17 protein-coding genes, 1 tRNA gene and 2 pseudogenes are annotated in these 17,363 nt (G+C 71.1%); 6 read left to right on the forward strand and 14 right to left on the reverse strand.

Going from position 1 to position 17,363, the window contains the following annotated elements; translation table 11 throughout:
* Nucleotide 1: 1 nt before the first annotated feature.
* Nucleotides 2-994, reverse strand: coding sequence for an AAA family ATPase (locus tag EDD54_RS00495; RefSeq protein WP_126537590.1), 993 nt, complete (start codon nucleotides 992-994; stop codon nucleotides 2-4).
* A gap of 202 nt (nucleotides 995-1,196) precedes the next feature.
* On the opposite strand from EDD54_RS00495, the gene EDD54_RS22820 reads away from it, so the two are divergent.
* Nucleotides 1,197-1,373 carry a hypothetical protein gene (locus EDD54_RS22820; protein WP_165644394.1) on the forward strand — a complete coding sequence of 59 codons (177 nt, stop codon included), beginning with the start codon at nucleotides 1,197-1,199 and terminating at the stop codon, nucleotides 1,371-1,373.
* Between the two features lie 3 nt (nucleotides 1,374-1,376).
* Here the strand turns inward: EDD54_RS22820 and EDD54_RS00500 are convergent, their stop codons facing one another.
* Nucleotides 1,377-2,129: a DeoR/GlpR family DNA-binding transcription regulator gene (locus EDD54_RS00500; RefSeq protein WP_126541757.1), complete on the reverse strand. Its 753-nt coding sequence runs from the start codon at nucleotides 2,127-2,129 to the stop codon at nucleotides 1,377-1,379.
* A gap of 122 nt (nucleotides 2,130-2,251) precedes the next feature.
* On the opposite strand from EDD54_RS00500, the gene EDD54_RS00505 reads away from it, so the two are divergent.
* Nucleotides 2,252-2,842 carry an NUDIX domain-containing protein gene (locus EDD54_RS00505; protein WP_126537588.1) on the forward strand — a complete coding sequence of 197 codons (591 nt, stop codon included), beginning with the start codon at nucleotides 2,252-2,254 and terminating at the stop codon, nucleotides 2,840-2,842.
* A gap of 70 nt (nucleotides 2,843-2,912) precedes the next feature.
* Here EDD54_RS00505 and phoB read toward each other — a convergent pair whose 3' ends face one another.
* From phoB to gph, 12 genes and pseudogenes are all read right to left on the reverse strand, one after another.
* Nucleotides 2,913-3,611 (reverse strand): phosphate regulon transcriptional regulator PhoB, encoded by a 699-nt coding sequence (gene phoB / locus EDD54_RS00510; RefSeq protein ID WP_126537586.1) that lies wholly within the window; start codon nucleotides 3,609-3,611, stop codon nucleotides 2,913-2,915.
* Between the two features lie 18 nt (nucleotides 3,612-3,629).
* Nucleotides 3,630-4,337, reverse strand: a complete 708-nt coding sequence (gene phoU, locus EDD54_RS00515) for a phosphate signaling complex protein PhoU (protein ID WP_126537584.1) — start codon at nucleotides 4,335-4,337, stop codon at nucleotides 3,630-3,632.
* Between the two features lie 38 nt (nucleotides 4,338-4,375).
* Complete coding sequence (gene pstB, locus EDD54_RS00520; RefSeq protein WP_126537582.1) at nucleotides 4,376-5,197, reverse strand: phosphate ABC transporter ATP-binding protein PstB; 822 nt, start codon at nucleotides 5,195-5,197, stop codon at nucleotides 4,376-4,378.
* 35 nt (nucleotides 5,198-5,232) lie between these two features.
* Nucleotides 5,233-6,096: pseudogene (gene pstA, locus EDD54_RS00525) on the reverse strand (phosphate ABC transporter permease PstA); the annotation flags it as partial.
* Nucleotides 6,094-6,555 (reverse strand): annotated as a pseudogene (locus EDD54_RS23760) (DUF3333 domain-containing protein); the annotation flags it as partial. The pseudogenes pstA and EDD54_RS23760, both read right to left, overlap by 3 nt.
* Nucleotides 6,552-8,012, reverse strand: a complete 1,461-nt coding sequence (gene pstC, locus EDD54_RS00530) for a phosphate ABC transporter permease subunit PstC (protein ID WP_126537578.1) — start codon at nucleotides 8,010-8,012, stop codon at nucleotides 6,552-6,554. The gene pstC and the pseudogene EDD54_RS23760, both read right to left, overlap by 4 nt.
* Nucleotides 8,013-8,130: 118 nt before the next feature.
* A complete protein-coding gene (locus tag EDD54_RS00535; protein WP_425374976.1) occupies nucleotides 8,131-9,165 on the reverse strand; it encodes a substrate-binding domain-containing protein in 1,035 nt (344 codons plus the stop codon).
* Between the two features lie 276 nt (nucleotides 9,166-9,441).
* A tRNA-Val gene (locus tag EDD54_RS00540) sits at nucleotides 9,442-9,516 on the reverse strand.
* Nucleotides 9,517-9,618: 102 nt separating this feature from the next.
* Nucleotides 9,619-10,638: a GYF domain-containing protein gene (locus EDD54_RS00545; protein ID WP_126537574.1), complete on the reverse strand. Its 1,020-nt coding sequence runs from the start codon at nucleotides 10,636-10,638 to the stop codon at nucleotides 9,619-9,621.
* On the reverse strand, nucleotides 10,635-11,489 hold the full coding sequence (locus EDD54_RS00550; RefSeq protein ID WP_126537572.1) for an RDD family protein: 855 nt from the start codon (nucleotides 11,487-11,489) through the stop codon (nucleotides 10,635-10,637). The genes EDD54_RS00545 and EDD54_RS00550 overlap by 4 nt, the downstream gene beginning before the upstream one ends.
* 120 nt (nucleotides 11,490-11,609) lie before the next feature.
* On the reverse strand, nucleotides 11,610-12,323 hold the full coding sequence (locus EDD54_RS00555; protein WP_126537570.1) for an MOSC domain-containing protein: 714 nt from the start codon (nucleotides 12,321-12,323) through the stop codon (nucleotides 11,610-11,612).
* A 106-nt stretch (nucleotides 12,324-12,429) separates the two neighbouring features.
* On the reverse strand, nucleotides 12,430-13,110 hold the full coding sequence (gene gph, locus EDD54_RS00560; RefSeq protein WP_126537568.1) for a phosphoglycolate phosphatase: 681 nt from the start codon (nucleotides 13,108-13,110) through the stop codon (nucleotides 12,430-12,432).
* A 169-nt stretch (nucleotides 13,111-13,279) separates the two neighbouring features.
* On the opposite strand from gph, the gene rpiA reads away from it, so the two are divergent.
* From rpiA to EDD54_RS00580, 4 genes are all read left to right on the forward strand, one after another.
* Complete coding sequence (gene rpiA, locus EDD54_RS00565; protein ID WP_126537566.1) at nucleotides 13,280-13,984, forward strand: ribose-5-phosphate isomerase RpiA; 705 nt, start codon at nucleotides 13,280-13,282, stop codon at nucleotides 13,982-13,984.
* Nucleotides 13,985-14,004: 20 nt separating this feature from the next.
* Nucleotides 14,005-14,511, forward strand: coding sequence for a DUF2059 domain-containing protein (locus EDD54_RS00570; protein ID WP_126537564.1), 507 nt, complete (start codon nucleotides 14,005-14,007; stop codon nucleotides 14,509-14,511).
* A gap of 155 nt (nucleotides 14,512-14,666) precedes the next feature.
* The gene (gene gor, locus EDD54_RS00575; protein WP_126537562.1) at nucleotides 14,667-16,037 is read left to right on the forward strand and encodes a glutathione-disulfide reductase; all 1,371 of its coding nucleotides are present in this window, start codon (nucleotides 14,667-14,669) and stop codon (nucleotides 16,035-16,037) included.
* Between the two features lie 88 nt (nucleotides 16,038-16,125).
* Nucleotides 16,126-17,301, forward strand: coding sequence for a GNAT family N-acetyltransferase (locus EDD54_RS00580; RefSeq protein WP_126537560.1), 1,176 nt, complete (start codon nucleotides 16,126-16,128; stop codon nucleotides 17,299-17,301).
* Nucleotides 17,302-17,363 lie beyond the last annotated feature (62 nt).

A 17,363-nucleotide genomic window follows, 5' to 3' on the forward strand; every position in this document is an offset into this window, starting at 1 on the left:
GTCAGAGCGGGGCGATGCGGTCGAGGATGCGGGCGACGATGGCGCGGGCGTGGTCGCCCTCGGCGGTGGCGCGCCACGTCGGGATCAGGCGGTGGGCGAGCGCGTCGGCCGCCTGGCTGCGCACGTCCTCGGGCGTGGCGTAGTCGCGGCCGGCGAGCCAGGCGCGCGCCTTGGCGGCGGCGGCGAGCGCCAGCGTGCCGCGCGGGCTGACCGGGTGCTCGATCGCGGCGCGCACGTCCTCGCCGGCGCCGCCGTCGCGGGTGGCGGTGACGAGGCGGACGATGTGGTCCTTGAGCGCCGGGGCGAGATGGGTCCGCGCTGCCGCCGCCCGCGCCGCGCGCACCTCGGCCATCGAGAGCCGCGGTCCCGGCGCGGCCGGCTCGGCCACGGTCTCGCGCTCGACGAGGTCGAGGATGGCGCGCTCCTCGGCCGGGCCGGGCATCTCGACCAGCACGTGGAACAGGAAGCGGTCGAGCTGCGCCTCGGGCAGCGGGAAGGTGCCCTCGTGTTCGATCGGGTTCTGCGTCGCCACCACCATGAACGGGTCGGGCAGGGCATGGGTGGCGCCGCCGGCGGTGACCTGCCGCTCGGCCATCGCCTCGAGCAGGGCCGACTGCACCTTCGGCGGCGCCCGGTTGATCTCGTCGACCAGCACCAGCGAGTGGAACACCGGCCCGGCCACGAACTCGAAGGCGCCGCGGTCGGGGCGCCAGACCGGCGTGCCGGTGAGGTCGGCGGGCATCAGGTCGGGCGTGCACTGGATGCGGGCGAAGCTGGAATCGAGGCCGTCGGCGAGCTGCTTCACCGCCCGCGTCTTGGCGAGGCCGGGCGCGCCCTCCACCAGCACGTGGCCGCCGCAGAGGAGGGCGGTCATCAGCCGCTCGACCAGCGGCGTCCGCCCGATCAGCGCCGCCTGCAGGCGCTCGGTCAGCGCCGCGACCCGCGCGCGCAGGTCGTCGGCCGCGCCGGTGGCGGCGTCCTCGCCCATCTTCATGCCGTCTCCTCCCGGTGCCCGCGTTCGGCGCGCGCTGTCCGGTCCCGCCTCCACCCGGGAAGAAGTCTATGCCGGAGCACGCGACGGGCTCAACCGGCCACCGCGGTCGGCCGTCGTGACATCTCGCCCCGGGGGGGATCGCCCGGAACCATGCCGGTGCGGATCCGTTGACCCACTGGCAACGAAATCAAGGAGAAGCGCGATGCCGACCGAACTACCGACGCCGAAGCCTATCAATCCGGGCACCGAGAAGGAGCCCGAGAACCCCGGCGACGCCGCCATCGAGGAGCACCTGAAGGGCGAGCCGCAGAGCGACATTCCGAGCCCGCTGCCCGACCTCGTTCCCGAGCTGATTCCCGGCGTGCCAACCGTGCGCTGACGCTCACGCGGCCAGGATCTGGACGCCGGCGCGCGCCGCCGCGGCCGCGAACTCCTCCGGCGGATCCAACGCGACGACGGTCGTCGTGGCCTCGAACGGCGCGATCCGCCACGGCGACACCGCCGCGATCTTCTCGGCCGAGGCGAGCACCACGCAGTCGGCCGAGGCCGCAATCATCGCCCGCTTGATCCGGGCTTCCTCGTAGTCGCCGGTGGTGAGCCCGTGCTCCGGGTGGATGCCGGTGACCCCGAGGAACACCGTGTCGGCCCGCACCTCCGCGATCGCCGCCGCGGCGGCGGCCCCGACCGCGACGACCGAATGCCGGAACAGCCGGCCGCCGACCAGCACCACCTCGATTCCCGGCTTGTCGAGGAGCTCGAGCGCGACGCTCGGCGCATGGGTCACCACGGTCGCGGCGAGATCGGGCGGAAGGTGCCGGGCGAGCCGGCCCGCGGTGGTGCCGCCGTCGACGAACACCACCGACCCCGGCCGTACCAGCGCCGCCGCCGCCCGGCCGATCCGGTCCTTGGCGTCGGTGGCGATCGACTGCCGCGCGGCGAAATCCGCCAGCGCCGGCGAAGCGGGCAGCGCGCCGCCGTGGACCCGCTGCAGCAGTCCCTCCGCCGCCATTTCGCGCAGGTCGCGCCGGATCGTGTCCACCGACAGCCCGAATCGCTCCGCCGCCACCTTGGCGACGACCTGACCCTCGCGGGCCAGCGTCTCTAGGATCAGGGCGCGGCGTTGGCTGGCGAGCATGACGAGAGCCTTCACGAAAATTCTTGTCTCTGCACGAAATATCCCGTATCCGTGCCCTGAAGGCAAGCAAGAACGGCAATTTCGTTCTCGTTCGTGCGATTTCATGAAGTGTGAGGTGTGCGATGACGGTGGCCGACCGGGTCCGGGTTCACGACGTCCGGGTGCTCTCCGACGACTGGTACGTCCTCCGGAAGACCGTCTTCGACTTCCGCCGCGCCGACGGCGTCTGGCAGCGTCAGTCGCGCGAGACCTACGACCGCGGCAACGGCGCGGTCATCCTGCTCTACGACCTCGACCGCCGCACCGTGGTGCTGACCCGGCAGTTCCGCTACCCGGCCTTCGTCAACGGCTGGGACGACCTCCTGATCGAGGCGCCGGCCGGCCTGCTCGACGCCGCTTCGCCGGAGGAGCGCATCCGCGCCGAGGCCGAGGAGGAGACCGGCTTCCGGGTGCGGGCGCCGGTGAAGGTCTACGAGGCCTTCACGAGTCCCGGGTCGGTGACCGAGCGGCTGCACTTCTTCGTCGCGCCCTACGAGCCGGCCGACCGGGTCTCGGACGGCGGCGGCGTCGCCGCGGAGGGCGAGGACATCGAGATGATGGAAGTCGGCTTCGACGAGGCGATGGCGATGGTCGCCGACGGCCGCATCGCCGACGCCAAGACGATCATGCTGCTGCAGCACGCCGCGCTGGCGATCTTCCCGCACGCGGGCTGACCGGTGGGGCGCCCGCGGCCTGCCGGTCCACCACGAACTCGCCAAGGTGCCGGCGGCCCGACGGCCGCCCTCAGCGCTGCTTGGCGAACTGCTCGTTGAAGGAGTAACCGGCGCCGCGGACGGTGCGGATCGGGTCCTTCGAGGTGCCGCGGTTTATCGACTTGCGCAGCCGGCCGATGTGGACGTCGACGGTGCGCTCGTCGACGTAGACGTCGTGGCCCCAGACGCCGTCGAGCAGCTGTTCGCGGGTGAAGACCCGGCCGGGCGCCCGCATCAGGAATTCCAGCAGCTTGAACTCGGTCGGGCCGAGATGGATCTCGCGGCTGCTGCGGCGGACCCGGCGGGTCTCGCGGTCGAGTTCGATGTCGCCGGAGACCAGCACCGACGTCAGCGTCTCGGGCTTGGCCCGGCGCAGGAGCGCCTTCACGCGCGCCACCAGCTCGGGCACCGAGAAGGGCTTGACGATGTAGTCGTCGGCGCCGGTCGCGAGGCCGCGCACGCGCTCGGATTCCTCGCCGCGCGCGGTCAGCATGATGACCGGCGTGCGCTGGGTCTCCGGGCGCTGGCGCAGCCGCCGGCACAGCTCGATGCCCGAGAGGCCGGGCAGCATCCAGTCGAGGATGACGATGTCCGGCACGATCTCGCGCAACCGGATCTCGGCTTCGTCGCCGCGGAAGCTCTGCTCGACCTCGAAGCCCTCGGCCTCGAGATTGTAGCGCAGGAGCAGGCTGACCGGCTCCTCGTCCTCGATGATCAGGACCTTGGTCATGGATCGCCCCGCGCCGGCTCAGGCCGGCGTCACGGTTTCGATGGCGCTGAGGTCGGCCTTCGGGCGTTCCTCGCCGTAGGGCGCGCCGGTCAGCGCATAGTGCACGGTTTCGGCGATGTTGGTGGCGTGGTCGCCGATGCGCTCCAGGTTCTTGGCACAGAACAGCAGATGGGCGCACTGCGAGATGTTGCGCGGATCCTCCATCATGTAGGTCAGGAGCTCGCGGAAGATCGAGGTGTAGAGCGCGTCGATCTCGGTGTCGCGCAGGCGCACCGCGCGGGCGGCGGCGTCGTCGCGCTGGGTGAAGGCGTCGAGCACGGCCTTCATCTGCTCGAGCACGATGTCGGAGAGGTGCTCGACACCGACCCACAGGCTCTTGTGCAGGCCGGCGCCGTTGATGGCGGCGACGCGCTTGGCGATGTTCTTGGCGAGGTCGCCGACGCGTTCGAGGTCGATCGAGATGCGCAGGGCGGCGACGATCTCGCGCAGGTCCGAGGCCATCGGCTGGCGGCGCGCGATCAGGAGGACGGCCTCCTCCTCGATGCGGCGCTGAAGTTCGTCGAGGCGGCGGTCGGCGTCGACGACGCGCTGGGCCTGGAACTGGTCCAGCCGGGCGAGGGCGGCGACGGAATCGGCGACCAGCCGCTCGGCGATGCCGCCCATCTCGGCGACGTGGCCGGCGAGATCGCGCAATTCCTGGTCGAAGGCGGTGACGGTGTGCTCCATGGAACCCTCCCGAAGCGTGCCTGGCGTTGCGGCGCGGCTCAGCCGAAGCGGCCGGTGATGTAGTCCTGGGTCCGCTTCTCGATCGGGTTGGTGAAGATGTGATCGGTCGGACCCTCCTCGACGAGCACGCCGAGGTGGAAGAAGGCGGTGCGCTGCGACACGCGGGCCGCCTGCTGCATCGAGTGGGTCACGATGATGATCGTGAAGTTGGTGCGCAGCTCGTCGATCAGTTCCTCGACCTTGGCGGTCGCGATCGGGTCGAGCGCCGAGCACGGCTCGTCCATCAGGATCACCTCGGGCGACACCGCGATGGCGCGGGCGATGCAGAGGCGCTGCTGCTGACCGCCGGAGAGGCCGGTGCCCGGCTCGTGCAGGCGGTCCTTGACCTCGTTGAACAGCGAGGCCTTCTTCAGCGAGGTCACCACGATCTCCTCGAGGTCCGCCTTGGAGCGGGCGAGACCGTGGATCTTCGGGCCGTAGGCGACGTTCTCGAAGATCGACTTCGGGAACGGGTTCGGCTTCTGGAACACCATGCCGACGCGGGCGCGCAGCTCGACCACGTCGAGATCCGGGTCGTAGATGTCCTTGTTGTCGATGGCGATCCGGCCCTCGACGCGGCATCCGGCGATGGTGTCGTTCATCCGGTTGATGCAGCGCAGGAAGGTCGACTTGCCGCAGCCCGACGGGCCGATGAACGCGGTGACCGCGCGCTCGGGTATGTCGATCGAGACGCCGTGCAGCGCCTGCTTCTGGCCGTAGAAGACCTTGACGGTGTCAGCCTTGACCTTGACCGGACGCGCCACGGCGTCGGGCGTGCGGATGGTCTGGTGCTTGGGCGCTTCGGCGAGGACGGCGGTCATCGGAAATCCTCCGGACGATACGGGGGGGCGGCGGGTCACCAGCGGCGCTCGAAGGCGCGGCGCAGGACCACGGCGGCGGCGTTCATGACGAACAGGAAGGCGAGCAGGATCATGATGGCGGCCGAGGTGCGCTCCACGAAGGCGCGCTCGGGCTCGGTCGCCCACATGTAGATCTGGGTCGGCAGCGCGGTCGCCGGCTCGAGCGGCGAGGTCGGGACGTCGGCCACGAAGGCCTTCATGCCGATCATCAGCAGCGGCGCCGTCTCGCCGAGGGCGTGCGCGAGGCCGATGATGGTGCCGGTCAGGATGCCCGGCATGGCGAGCGGCAGCACGTGGTGGAAGATGGTCTGCATCTTCGAGGCGCCGACGCCGAGACCGGCCTCGCGGATCGACGGCGGCACCGCCTTCAGCGCGGCGCGGGTGGCGATGATGATCGTCGGCAGGGTCGACAGCGTCAGCACCAAGCCGCCGACCAGCGCCGCCGAGCGGGGCAGGTGGGCGAAGTTGATGAACACCGACAGGCCGAGGATGCCGTAGACGATCGAGGGCACCGCCGCGAGGTTGTTGATGTTGACCTCGATCAGGTCGGTCAGCCGGTTCTTCGGCGCGAATTCCTCGAGGTAGATCGAGGCGGCGACGCCGATCGGCAGCGACAGCACCAGCACCACCAGCATCATCCAGAACGAGCCGACGATGGCGACGCCGACACCGGCGACCTCGGGACGGGTCGAGTTGCCGAAAGTGAACAGGCCGGTGTTGAAGGCCTTGTGGACGTGGCCGTCGGCCTGGAGTTCCTGGAGCACCTTGATCTGGGCGTCCTTGACGACGCGCTGCTCCTCGGGGACGTCGGCGCTGATCGCGCCCTTCACGAAGGCGTCGATGTTGCCGTCGGCGTAGAACTCGACGTCGCGTTTCTGGCCGATCAGCGACGGGTCCTCCGCGATGGTCCGGCGCAGCAGCGGCACCGAGCCCTTGGAGAACAGGTCGAGGGCGTCGTAGAGGCCATCCTCGTCGTCCGGGTCGAGCGAGAGCGTCGTGATCACCGCGTTCTGCATCAGCGTGTCGAAGCGGAAGGCGTCGCCCGACATGATGCCCGCGGCCGTCCGATCCCCGTTCGGGGCGATGATCGCCGGGTCGAAGTCGACCGTCAGCGTGATCCGGGTCTGCTGGAAGGCGGTGTAGCCCTTCGAGACGATCGAGGCGAACAGCGCCACCAGGAACACGAGGCCGATGGTGATCGCCGCGATGCCGAAGGCGCGGAACCGGCGTTCGGCGGCGTAGCGACGCTTCAGGCCGATGTCGCGGCCGGCGATCGAACGCATCGCCGGCGCGGGCTGGGAGAGGGCCGCGTCGCTCATTCGTACTGCTCCCGGTACTTGCGGACGATGTGGAGGGCGATGATGTTGAGGCCGAGCGTCACGGTGAACAGCGTGATGCCGAGGGCGAAGGCCACCAGCGTCTGCGGGCTGGTGAACTCGAGGTCGCCGGTCAGCTGGTTCACGATCTTGACCGTGATCGTGGTCATCTCCTCGAACGGGTTGGCGCTGATCCGCGCCGCCACGCCCGCCGCCAGCACCACGATCATGGTCTCGCCGATGGCGCGGGAAGCCGCCAGCAGGATGGCGCCGACGATGCCCGGCAGGGCGGCCGGCAGCACCACGCGCTTGATCGTCTCCGACTTGGTGGCGCCGAGGCCGAGCGAGCCGTCGCGCAGCGCCCGCGGCACGGCGGTGATGATGTCGTCGGACAGCGAGGAGACGTAGGGGATGATCATGATCCCCATCACGAGGCCGGCGGTGACGACGTTGTTGCCGGACTGGCCGAGCCCGAGCGGGATCGCCAGGAAGTCGCGGATCGCCGGGCCGACGGTGACGAGGGCGAAGAAGCCGTAGACGATCGTCGGGATGCCCGCGAGGATCTCGAGCAGCGGCTTGGCGACGCTGCGCACCGTCGAGGAGGCGTATTCGGCCATGTAGATGGCGGCGAACAGGCCGATCGGGACCGCGACCAGCAGAGCGAGCGCCGAGATGTAGAGCGTGCCCCAGGCGAGCGGCAGCAGGCCGAACTGGCCCTGGCTGCCGCCGGAGCCGGCCGCGGCGAAGCGCGGATCCCACACGGTGCCGAAGAAGAAGCTCGCCGGCGAGACCTGGCTGAAGAAGTGCAGCGCCTCGAACAGCATCGAGGCGACGATGCCGATCGTCGTCAGGATCGCCACCGAGGACGCGGCGATCAGCACGCCGAGGATCACCGTCTCCACCGATCCGCGGGCGCGCAGGCGCGGCCGGATCTTCAGGAAGGCGAACACGAAGCCGAAGCCGGCGAGCGCGATCACGGCGGTCTCGAGGATCACGCCGAGCGTGCCGTCGACCGAATTGCGCGTCTGCGCCGCGGCGATCATGTAGGGCGGCACGTCGGAGGCGAGCGCGATGCCCTTGGAGGCGAACAGCGGCCGGGCGGCGACGAGGCCGAGCTTGAGGTTGTCGAGCTCCTCGGTGCTCAGCACCTTCAGCCCGCGCGACACCTCCTCGATGACGCCCATCGTCAGCGACAGGTTGGCGCCGTCGGCGGTGGCGGCCTCCGGCAGCTGCTGGCGCACGGCGGTGTCGACGATGATCGGCCGGACGATCGCCAGCACCACGAGCAGCACGACCGCGGGCAGCGCGGTCCAGATCGCGAGATAGCTGCCGTAGTAGGCCGGCCTGGAATGGGGCGGCGTACCCGAGGATTTCGCGAGCGTGCCGACGCGGATGCGGCCGGCGACGAGGCCGATCGCCGCGAGCGCCGCGACGACGACGAGGAGCCAGAACGAGCCCATGGAACCCCCGAGTTCGTGAAAACCGCGCCCGGCTCGCCGGGCGCGGTGATGGTGCGGACCGACCGGACGGCCGGAGGATCGCGGAGCCCGGACGGAACCGGCCTCCGCGACGACGGCGTCAGAGCGTCTTGCCGGCCTGGAAGTCGGCGAGGAACTGCTTGCGCTCGGTCTTCGGCGCCGGGACGAGGCCCTTGGCGGCCGACGGCGAACGCGGGCCGATCATCTGGTCGGCCAGGAAGTACTCGACGTATTCCTTGAGGCCGGGGATGACGCCGAGGTGCGCCTTCTTGACGTAGAAGTACAGCGGACGCGACACCGGGTACTCGCCCTTGGCGATCGACTCGGTGGTCGGGACGACGCCCTCGAAGGTCGCGACCTTCAGCTTGTCCTTGTTGTTCTCGTAGAAGGCGAGGCCGAACACGCCGATGCCGGTCTTGTTCGAGTCGATGCGCGACAGCGTCTCGTTGTACTCGCCGTCGATGTCGACCGCCTTGCCGTCCTTGCGGACCTTGGCGCAGGCCTTGGCCGCGTCGTCCTTGGACAGGCCCGAGGCGATGAAGGCGTCGAGCGCGCCGGTGGCCTTGCAGCCGGCCTGCAGGACCTTGGTCTCGAAGACCTCGCGGGTGCCGTGCTTCTCACCCGGGATGTAGGCCGCGATCTCCCACTCGGGGAACGAGGCGTTGACGTCCGACCACTTGGTGTTCGGGTTGTCGACCAGCTTGCCGTCGACGACGACCTGGGCGGCGAGGGCGAGGAAGACGTCCTTCGGGGTGAAGGCGAAGTCGGGGCCCTTGGCGTCCGAGGCGAAGACGATGCCGTCGTAGCCGAACTTCACTTCCTGGATCTCGGAGACGCCGTTCGCCTTGCAGTTGGCGACTTCCTCGTCCTTGATCTTGCGCGAGGCGTTGGCGATGTCGATGGTGTCCTCGCCGGCGCCCTTGCAGAATTCCTTGAGGCCGGCACCCGAGCCGCCGCCCTCGACGATCGGGGTCTTGAAGGACGGGTTGGCCTCGCCGAACGACTCGGCGACGATGGTGGCGTAGGGCAGCACGGTCGACGAACCGGCGATCTTGATCTGGTCGCGGGCCTCGGCGGCGGAGCCGGCGGCGAGGGCGGCGAGGAGCGCCAGGGCGCTGGTGGTGGCGAGCTTCAAGGGGACTCTCCCTGTCTGGAACGGCGTCATCGAGGGGCGCCCGCGGCGCCGGCCCGTTCTTGCAAGGCCGTTGGTAGGCCCCGTGCCCGACACTTGGATGACGTTTCCATTACAGTTTGATGACGGCCCCGCGCCTTGGCGGCGCGCGCGAAAACGGCCTTCGCCGCACTGCGGCAGGCTGCCGCGGACGGGGCTTTCGTGACGGTTCGTGACAGTGAGCCGGAAAACGAAAAACCCGGCGCGGCGGCCGGGTTCTCGGAAGGCGGGACCGAGGGATGGTGGGCGGCACAGGGATCGAACCTGTGACCCTTCGCGTGTGAAGCGAATGCTCTCCCGCTGAGCTAGCCGCCCCAACCGTCCGGTCGTGGCGCGGTATAGAGGCGGTCGGGATCCAAGTCAAGGCGGTCGGGAGTTTCGATCGCAGGGCCGCCCGTGCGGCCTCCGCCGGGCGCGCTACTCGCCCCTCGACAGACCCGTGATGGCTCCCGCGGCGACCATCTCCTCGGCCGTGACGAAATAGAGCTCGTCCGGCCCGAAGCCGTCCGCCTCGGCCAGGACATCGTCCGGTACTCCGTGTCCGCGCAGGTAGGCCGTCGCCTGCTCGATGGTCGCCGCCCCCACGTACGCCGCGATCTCCGAGGAGAGTTCGACCGCGGAATAGCCGCGGTGGAACCCGAACACGGCGTCCGGATCCGCGAGCGTCCGGCGTGCCCCGACGGCGAGGAGCACGCAGGCGCTCAGGCAATGGTCGCGCACGGTCACGGGGACACCGCTCGCCTCGAGGAACGCGGCCGCGTCCAGCGCCTGCTCGAGCAGCCCGCCCGGGCTGGTCAGTTCGATCGCGGCGGGCGGCGTGGCGCGCTCGACGGCCGCCCTTAGGTCGGCGGCGAAGTGCGGCCCGATCTGACCGTCCACGACGATCGTCCCGTCCTTGCGCGTGAAGATGGTTGCGTCGGGCTCGGCTTCCATCGCGACCCGGACGGCGTAGAAGTCTCGGCCGGCCAGGACCCACGTCGCGGCGTGGGCAAGTTCCACCACGGCGAAGAGTCCGGCGACGACGACGACGGCACCATGCCCTCCGGCGCGCCGGCGCCAGAGATACGGAAGGACGGCGACGCCTGCCGCTGCGGCGAGCGCGGACGCGACCGCCATCGCGGGAACGGCGAGCGCGTAGGTCAAGTGCGCGCGCAGGGCCGTCAGCGCCTCGTCGGCACGGACCTGGAGCAGGACGGAGGCGACGAGCGGTACCGGCACGAACATCCAGGGTACCCAGGACCGCACCCGAAGCCTCGCGTCGGGTGGCCCCTTCGGCTCCCGGCCGAAGACCTCCGTGGCCGGGCGCCATTGCGGCATGCCCCTGGTCCACAGCAGCGTGTCGGCGCCGATCGTTCCGGCGGCCAACTCGCGCCGGACGGCTTCCGCCGTCAGCCTGTCCCGGACGCCGTCCGCCCTGTGCACGTGCCAGTCGGTCATGAAAGTTTGAAGTACAGCGCGGTGAAGTACGACGCGGCAAAGATGACGATCCCGAGCGTCGTCAGGATGCGGCCCTTGCCGGCCGGCCGATAGAGCACGACGAATCGTCCCTCGTCCCACACCGTCGTCCGCGCCTTCACAAGTCGCCTCCACGCGATCAGGTTGAGCAGGATCGTGACCAAGGGAATCCCGAATCCGAGGCCGCGGACCCAGATGTCGAGTTCGCGCCGCCATGCCGCGACCGCACCGAGCGGGCGCAGATCGCGATCGAGGACACGCACGCCGAAGAGGAACTTGCCGAGCGTCGTGCCCGCCGTACCCATCAGCAGCCCGTTCAGGGCGCCGACCAGAACGGTGACGCCGACGGGCTCCAGAAGGCGCGGAACAATCGTGGAGAGCGTCGATTGGGCGGAGAGCCAAGCCAGGGCGCGCTCCGTCGACTGCGGCGCCAGCAGGAATCCGACGTAGCCGAACAGCGCCGAAGCGAGATAGAAGTTCACGGTGGTGTCGATGAAGCGGGCGCCGAAGCGCCGCCGCGGTCGCACCGGTTCGGGCGCCCAGCCGTCGACCACGGTCGGACCCGCCGACCCGGCGGGCTGACCGCTTCGCGCCTCGGCCGCTTCGTTCGGGGTTCTCGCCGCATTCGGTTGCCCGTCCGGCAATGGTGGCGGTTCGTCGTCGGCCAACGCGCCGAAGGCATCGGAGAGCGCGGTCCAGGTCTCGCCGTCGCTTCGTCGGACGGGTGTGGATTCGTGGATCGTGCGCTCGGCTTCGAGTTCCGCGAGCCGCTGCCGCGAGACGGGGCCGACGGTCGTCTCGCCGTCACGATAATACCAGCCCGCACCGTCCATGAAGCCACCCCCGGCCGTCGTGCCGATGCACGATACCCGGTGCCCGTATGTCGGGAAAGTCTCTTGTTTCGGTTGGTCCCGTGCAATCGACGGTGAAGGCCGTCCTCGCGACTTCCCGCCTCACACCACGTCCGGCGCCTTGCCCGTGAGGCGCTTCGACCAGTCCTCGACGGCGCCGGCGTCGAGGCGGCGCAGCAACGTGCGCTTCCAGCTGTCGGCGAGTTCGGGTAGGGCGGCGAGGTCGGCGAGGGCGGGGCGGTCGATCGTGCGGTTCCAGAGCACGCCCTGGGCGCGCGAGAGCGACCAGTCGGGGTGCGGCCGGTCGACGAGCGCGATGGTGTCGCCGACGGCGATCCGGCCGCCCTCGAGCACGCGGTAGTACCAGCCGGTCCGTCCGGTCTTCTGCACGGCGTGCGACATGTCGGTGCGGCCGTGGAACAGGTTGAGCTTGAAGCAGGGCTGGCGGCCCTGGCTGACCTGGAGCAGCACGGCGCCGATCCGCACGACGTCGCCGACGTGGACGTCGGCCTCGGTGACGCCGGTCGAGGAGAGGTTCTCGCCGAAGGCGCCGGCGGCGGCCAGCCGGTCCGGGTCGCCGTGGCCCTCGGCGAGCCAGGTGGCGTAGTGGTCGCGCGCGTAGTGAAGCAGCGCCTTGTCCAGCCCGCCGTGGACGGAGCGGTCGGCCTGGGCGTCGATCGTCAGGCCCTCCGGCCCGACCTCGGCGGCGGCGCCCTCGACCGGGGTCTTGCCCATGGCCGAGGGCGTCCTGCCATCGGCGAGCAGGGCAGGGGCGCCAGCGAGCAGGGCGTCGAGGCGGACGGCGAAGGCGGTCATCGGGCGAACTCCGCGTGGAAAGGAGCGATCGGCGGCGTCGGCGCGGGCGCGGCCGCCATCGGGGTCGGGCGAGGTTAGGGCCTCCGCGAAAGTCCCGCCACCCGCTTCACCGCCCGGTCACCGCGCCCATCACCGCGGTGATGGCGGCGTCGAGGTGGTCGTAGTGGTCGATCACCGCGTCGGGGCCGAGGGCGGCGACGTCCTCGGTGTAGCCGAACGAGACCGCGATCACCGGAACGCCGGCGCCGCGCGCGGCGGCGACGTCGGCGTCGCTGTCGCCGATCATGACCGATCGGGCCGGGTCGCCGCCGGCGGCGGCGATGGTGCCGACGAGATGGTCCGGGTGCGGCTTGCGCACCGGCAGGCTGTCGCCGCCGAGCACCGCGTCGAAGCGGTCGGCGAGGCCGAGGGCGGCGAGCAGCGGTACGGCGAGCGCCGCGCGCTTGTTGGTGCAGACGGCGAAGCGGTGGCCGGCGGCGGCGAGCCGGTCGAGGGCGGCGTGGAGCCCGGGATAGGGCGTCGTGTGCGCGCCCGGCCGTTCGGCGTAGACCGCGAGGAAGCGCGCCGTCATCGCCTCCAGCCGCTCGACCGCGACGGTCCGGCCGGAGATCCGCAGGCCCTCGACGATCAGCGCCCGCGCGCCGTGGCCGAAATTGTAGCGCACCGCCTCGCGCGCCAACGCCGGCAGACCCTCCTCGGCCAGCACGACGTTGAGGGCGCCGAGAAGGTCCGGCGCGGTGTCGAGCAGGGTGCCGTCGAGGTCGAACACGACGAGGGGGGCGGTCATGGCGGCTCCGGTCACGGCCCCCGGGATGCGGCTGCGGTCGGGGCGGAAGTCCCCCGGATAGGGCCGTTCGCGGCGCCGGGCAAGGCCGGCCGAACCGGCCGCGCTTGACCGCGGGATTCCCTGTGATAATGACCCGCCGACGCCACGACCGCCGCGAACCGGAGCCGCCATGTCCGCCGACGCCATGAAGAGGGCCGCCGCCGCCGCGGCGCTGGACTTCGTCGAGCCCGGCATGCGCCTCGGCCTCGGCACCGGCTCCACCGCGGCCTGGTTCGTGCGCCTGCTCGCCGAGAAGGTCACCGCCGGCCTCGACGTCGTCGGCGTGCCGACCTCCGAGGCCACCGCGACGCTCGCCCGCGAAGTCGGCGTGCCGCTGACCAGCCTCGACGCGGTCGCCGGCCTCGACCTCACCGTCGACGGCGCCGACGAATTCGACCCGGACTTCAACCTGATCAAGGGCGGCGGCGGTGCGCTGCTGCGCGAGAAGATCGTGGCGGCGGACAGCCGCCGCATGGTCGTCATCACCGACGAGAGCAAGGCGGTCGCGCGCCTCGGCGCCTTCCCGCTGCCGATCGAGGTGACGAGCTTCGGCGCGGTCGCGACCCTGCGCGCCATCGCCGAGGCGGCCCGCCGGACCGGCCACGCCGGGGCATTGACCTTCCGCGCCGCGCCCGGCGGCGGTCGTTTCACGACCGACCAGGGCAATGCCATCGTCGACGCATCATTTCGCCAGATTTCGGACCCACAAGCCCTCGCCGACGCGCTGGTGCGCATTCCGGGCGTCGTCGAACACGGATTGTTCATCGGCTACGCCTCCACGGTGATCGTGGCCGGCCGCGACGGCATCCGCCGCCTCGACAAGCCCGCGAACTGACCTCTTTCCGGAGATCCCAGATGTATCGGACCTCGTCCCGCCTCCGCCGCACGGCCGGTGTGCTGATCACCCTGGCCCTGCTCGCCGGCCCCGCGGCGGCCGAGGACTACGCCGCCTCGCACATCGCGGCGGCGCGCGAGGCGATCGCGGCGGCCCACGCCTCCGAGCAGTTCGACGCCATCCTGCCGGTGCTGGCCGACCAGGCCAAGGCGCTGTTCCAGCGGTCCAACCCGGCGCTGGTCCAGGAGATCGATTCGGTCGTCAACGACGTCGCCCTGTCGCTCGCTTCGCGCCGGCCCGAGCTGGAGCGCGAGCTGGAGCGGGTCTGGGCCGCCCGCTTCACCGAGGAGGAACTCAAGGCGATCACCGCCTTCTACGAGTCCCCGGTCGGCAAGAAGTTCGGCGAGAACATGCCGCTGGTGATTCAGGACTCGATGCGCTCCGCCGGCATCTGGCGCGACGCCATCTCGACCGAGCTGGTCACCAAGTCGCGCGACGAGCTGATCAAGCGCGGCCACCAGTTCTGAACGCCCGTCGCCGGGCATCGACGACATCGCGGCCGCCCCTCCGGGCGGCCGTTCGCGTTTCGCGCGGGCGTGATCGGCGGTGAACGGAAGCTGTTGTCCATCCGCCGCCGTTTCGCGCTAAGAACGGGCTCAGGTTCACCGCGGAGCCCTTCGAGATGGAATCCTTCGACTACGACCTCTTCGTCATCGGCGCCGGCTCGGGCGGCGTGCGCGCCGCGCGCATCGCGGCCGGCTACGGCGCGAAGGTCGCGGCCGCCGAGGAGTTCCGCGTCGGCGGCACCTGTGTCATCCGCGGCTGCGTGCCGAAGAAGCTGCTGGTCTACGCCTCCCGCTTCGCCTCGGCCTTCGAGGACGCCGCCGGCTTCGGCTGGGACGTCGGCGACACCCGATTCGACTGGCCGCGCCTGATCGCCGCCAAGGACCGCGAACTCGACCGCCTCGAGGGCGCCTATTGCGGCAACCTCGAGCGTGCCGGCGTCGAGATCCTGCGCACCCGCGCCACCCTCGCCGGCCCGAATGCCGTCGCGTTGGCCGACGGACGCACCGTCTCCGCCCGCCACGTGCTCGTCGCCACCGGCGCCCGGCCCTTCCTGCCCGACGGCGTGCCCGGCATCGAGCACGCGATCACCTCCAACGAGGTGTTCGACCTGCCGGCGCTGCCCGAGCGCGCGGTCGTGGTCGGCGGCGGCTACATCGCCGTCGAGTTCGCCGGCATCTTCGCCGGGCTCGGCGTCGAGACCACCCTGGTCTACCGCGGCGACCACGTGTTGCGCGGCTTCGACGTCGAGCTCGCCGGCCGCCTCGCCGCCGCCATGGAGAAGCGTGGCGTCCGTATCCTGACCCGCACCGAGGTGACCGCGATCGAGAGGACCGCCGACGGTCTGCGCCTCGCGCTCACCGGCGGCGGCACGCTCGACGCCGGCCTCGCGCTCTACGCCACCGGCCGCGTGCCCAACACCGCCGGCCTCGGCCTCGAGGCCGCCGGCGTCGAACTCGACGCCCTCGGCGCCGTCCGCGTCGACGCCCGCTCGGGCACGTCGGTGCCGTCGGTCCACGCCGTCGGCGACGTCACCAACCGCGTCAACCTCACGCCGGTGGCGATCCGAGAGGGCCACGCCTTCGCCGACACCGTGTTCGGCGGCCGCGAGGTGATCGCCGACCACGGCCTGATCCCGACCGCGGTGTTCTCGACGCCCGAACTCGGCACCGTCGGCCTCACCGAGGAGCAGGCGCTGCGCCACCATGCGGCGGTCGACGTCTACAAGGCCGAGTTCCGCCCGATGGCCAACGTGCTCGCCGGCCGCGACGAGCGCATGTTCATGAAGATCCTGGTCGACGCCGCCTCCGACCGCGTGCTCGGCGTCCACCTGATCGGCGACGGCGCCGGCGAGATGATCCAGCTGCTCGGCATCCCGATGGTGATGGGCGCCACCAAGCGCGACTTCGACCGCACCATGGCGGTCCACCCGACCGCCGCCGAGGAACTCGTCACCATGCGCAGCCCGAGCGTCCGGCATCGGCGCTGAAGCGGGGAGGTCGGACAGGCGGGCGCGTTTACGGCTCGTTCATCCCCGCTGGCCATAACGGGTCTTCGACCACGGCCGGAGCGCCCCCGTGATCACCAAGCTGGTCCTCCTGCGGGCGCTGCTGGCGGCAGGCGCCGTCGGGTTCCGTTCCGACCGGCCGACCTTTTCCGTGTGCGTCTCGTCCGACTTCGACGACGACGCCCTGTGGGACCGCTGGTCCGCACTCGAAGCTGCCGGCTGCGCCACCGCCTTCCAGTCCCGCGCCTTCGTCGAGCCGCTGACGCGCCGCCTCGCTCCCGCCCTCGGGGCGGAACCCTTCGTCGTCGAGGTCGCCGACGGCGACGGTCCGATGCTGGCCGCCGCCTTCGTGCGCCGCCGGATCGGCGATCTCAGGGTCGTCGAGTTCGCCGACCTCGGCTATGCCGACTACGCCGCGCCGATCTTCCGTCGCGGCCTGAACCTCGACCCCGCCGCCGCGGCGGCGATCGAGGCCGCCGTCCGCAAGGCGCTGCCGCCGCACGACGCCCTGTTCCTGCGCAAGATGCCGGACCGGGTCGACGGCGAACCCAATCCCTTCGCCCTCCTGGCCGGCGCGCGTCCGGTCGGAACCGGGCCGCGCGTCGTCAACCTCGGTGCCGCGGACGTTCGCGACCTCGGCGTCGTCAGGCACATGCGCACCAACCTGCGCCGGCTCGAACGCCGCGGCGGAACGATCCGCTGCCTGACCACGCGTGCCGAGGCCCTCGCGGCCCTCGACCGGTTGTTCGCGCTACGCGAGGTCCGGTCGGCGGCGCTGGGCGAGGTCAGTTCCTTCGCCCGACCCGAGGTGCGCACCTTCTACCGCGCGGTGGTCGGGACCGGCGTCGAGACCGGATTCGCGCCCGTCTACGAGGTCGACTTCGAGGGTGAGATCCTTGCCGTGCTCCAGGGCTTCGCCCACCGCGGCCGGTTCAACGTCACGCTGGTGGCCTTCGATGTCGCCAGTCGTGCGGCCAAGACCTACTCCCCCGGCCTCGTCACCTTCGTCCAGGCGCTCCTCGATCACGCGGGCGCCGGCGGCGCATGCTTCGACCTCGGGCCGGGCGAGCACGCCTACAAGGAGCGCTTCGGCGGCACGATCGTCGAGCACGTCGAACTGCTGCGCGCCGGTGGCGCCGGCGGCGTCGTGCCGGTGGTGCTGGAGACGGCCCGACGCGAGGCGCGCGCCTTCCTGCGCGACCGGCCTGTGCTGCGCGACGGCGTGCGCCGCCTGCGCGGGCGCTGAAGCGACGCCGCGGTGGACGATCGCGCCGGCGTGCTTTGACGACGACGCGGCGAGGGGTCATA

The organism is Oharaeibacter diazotrophicus, assembly GCF_004362745.1.
Taxonomy (GTDB): domain Bacteria; phylum Pseudomonadota; class Alphaproteobacteria; order Rhizobiales; family Pleomorphomonadaceae; genus Oharaeibacter; species Oharaeibacter diazotrophicus.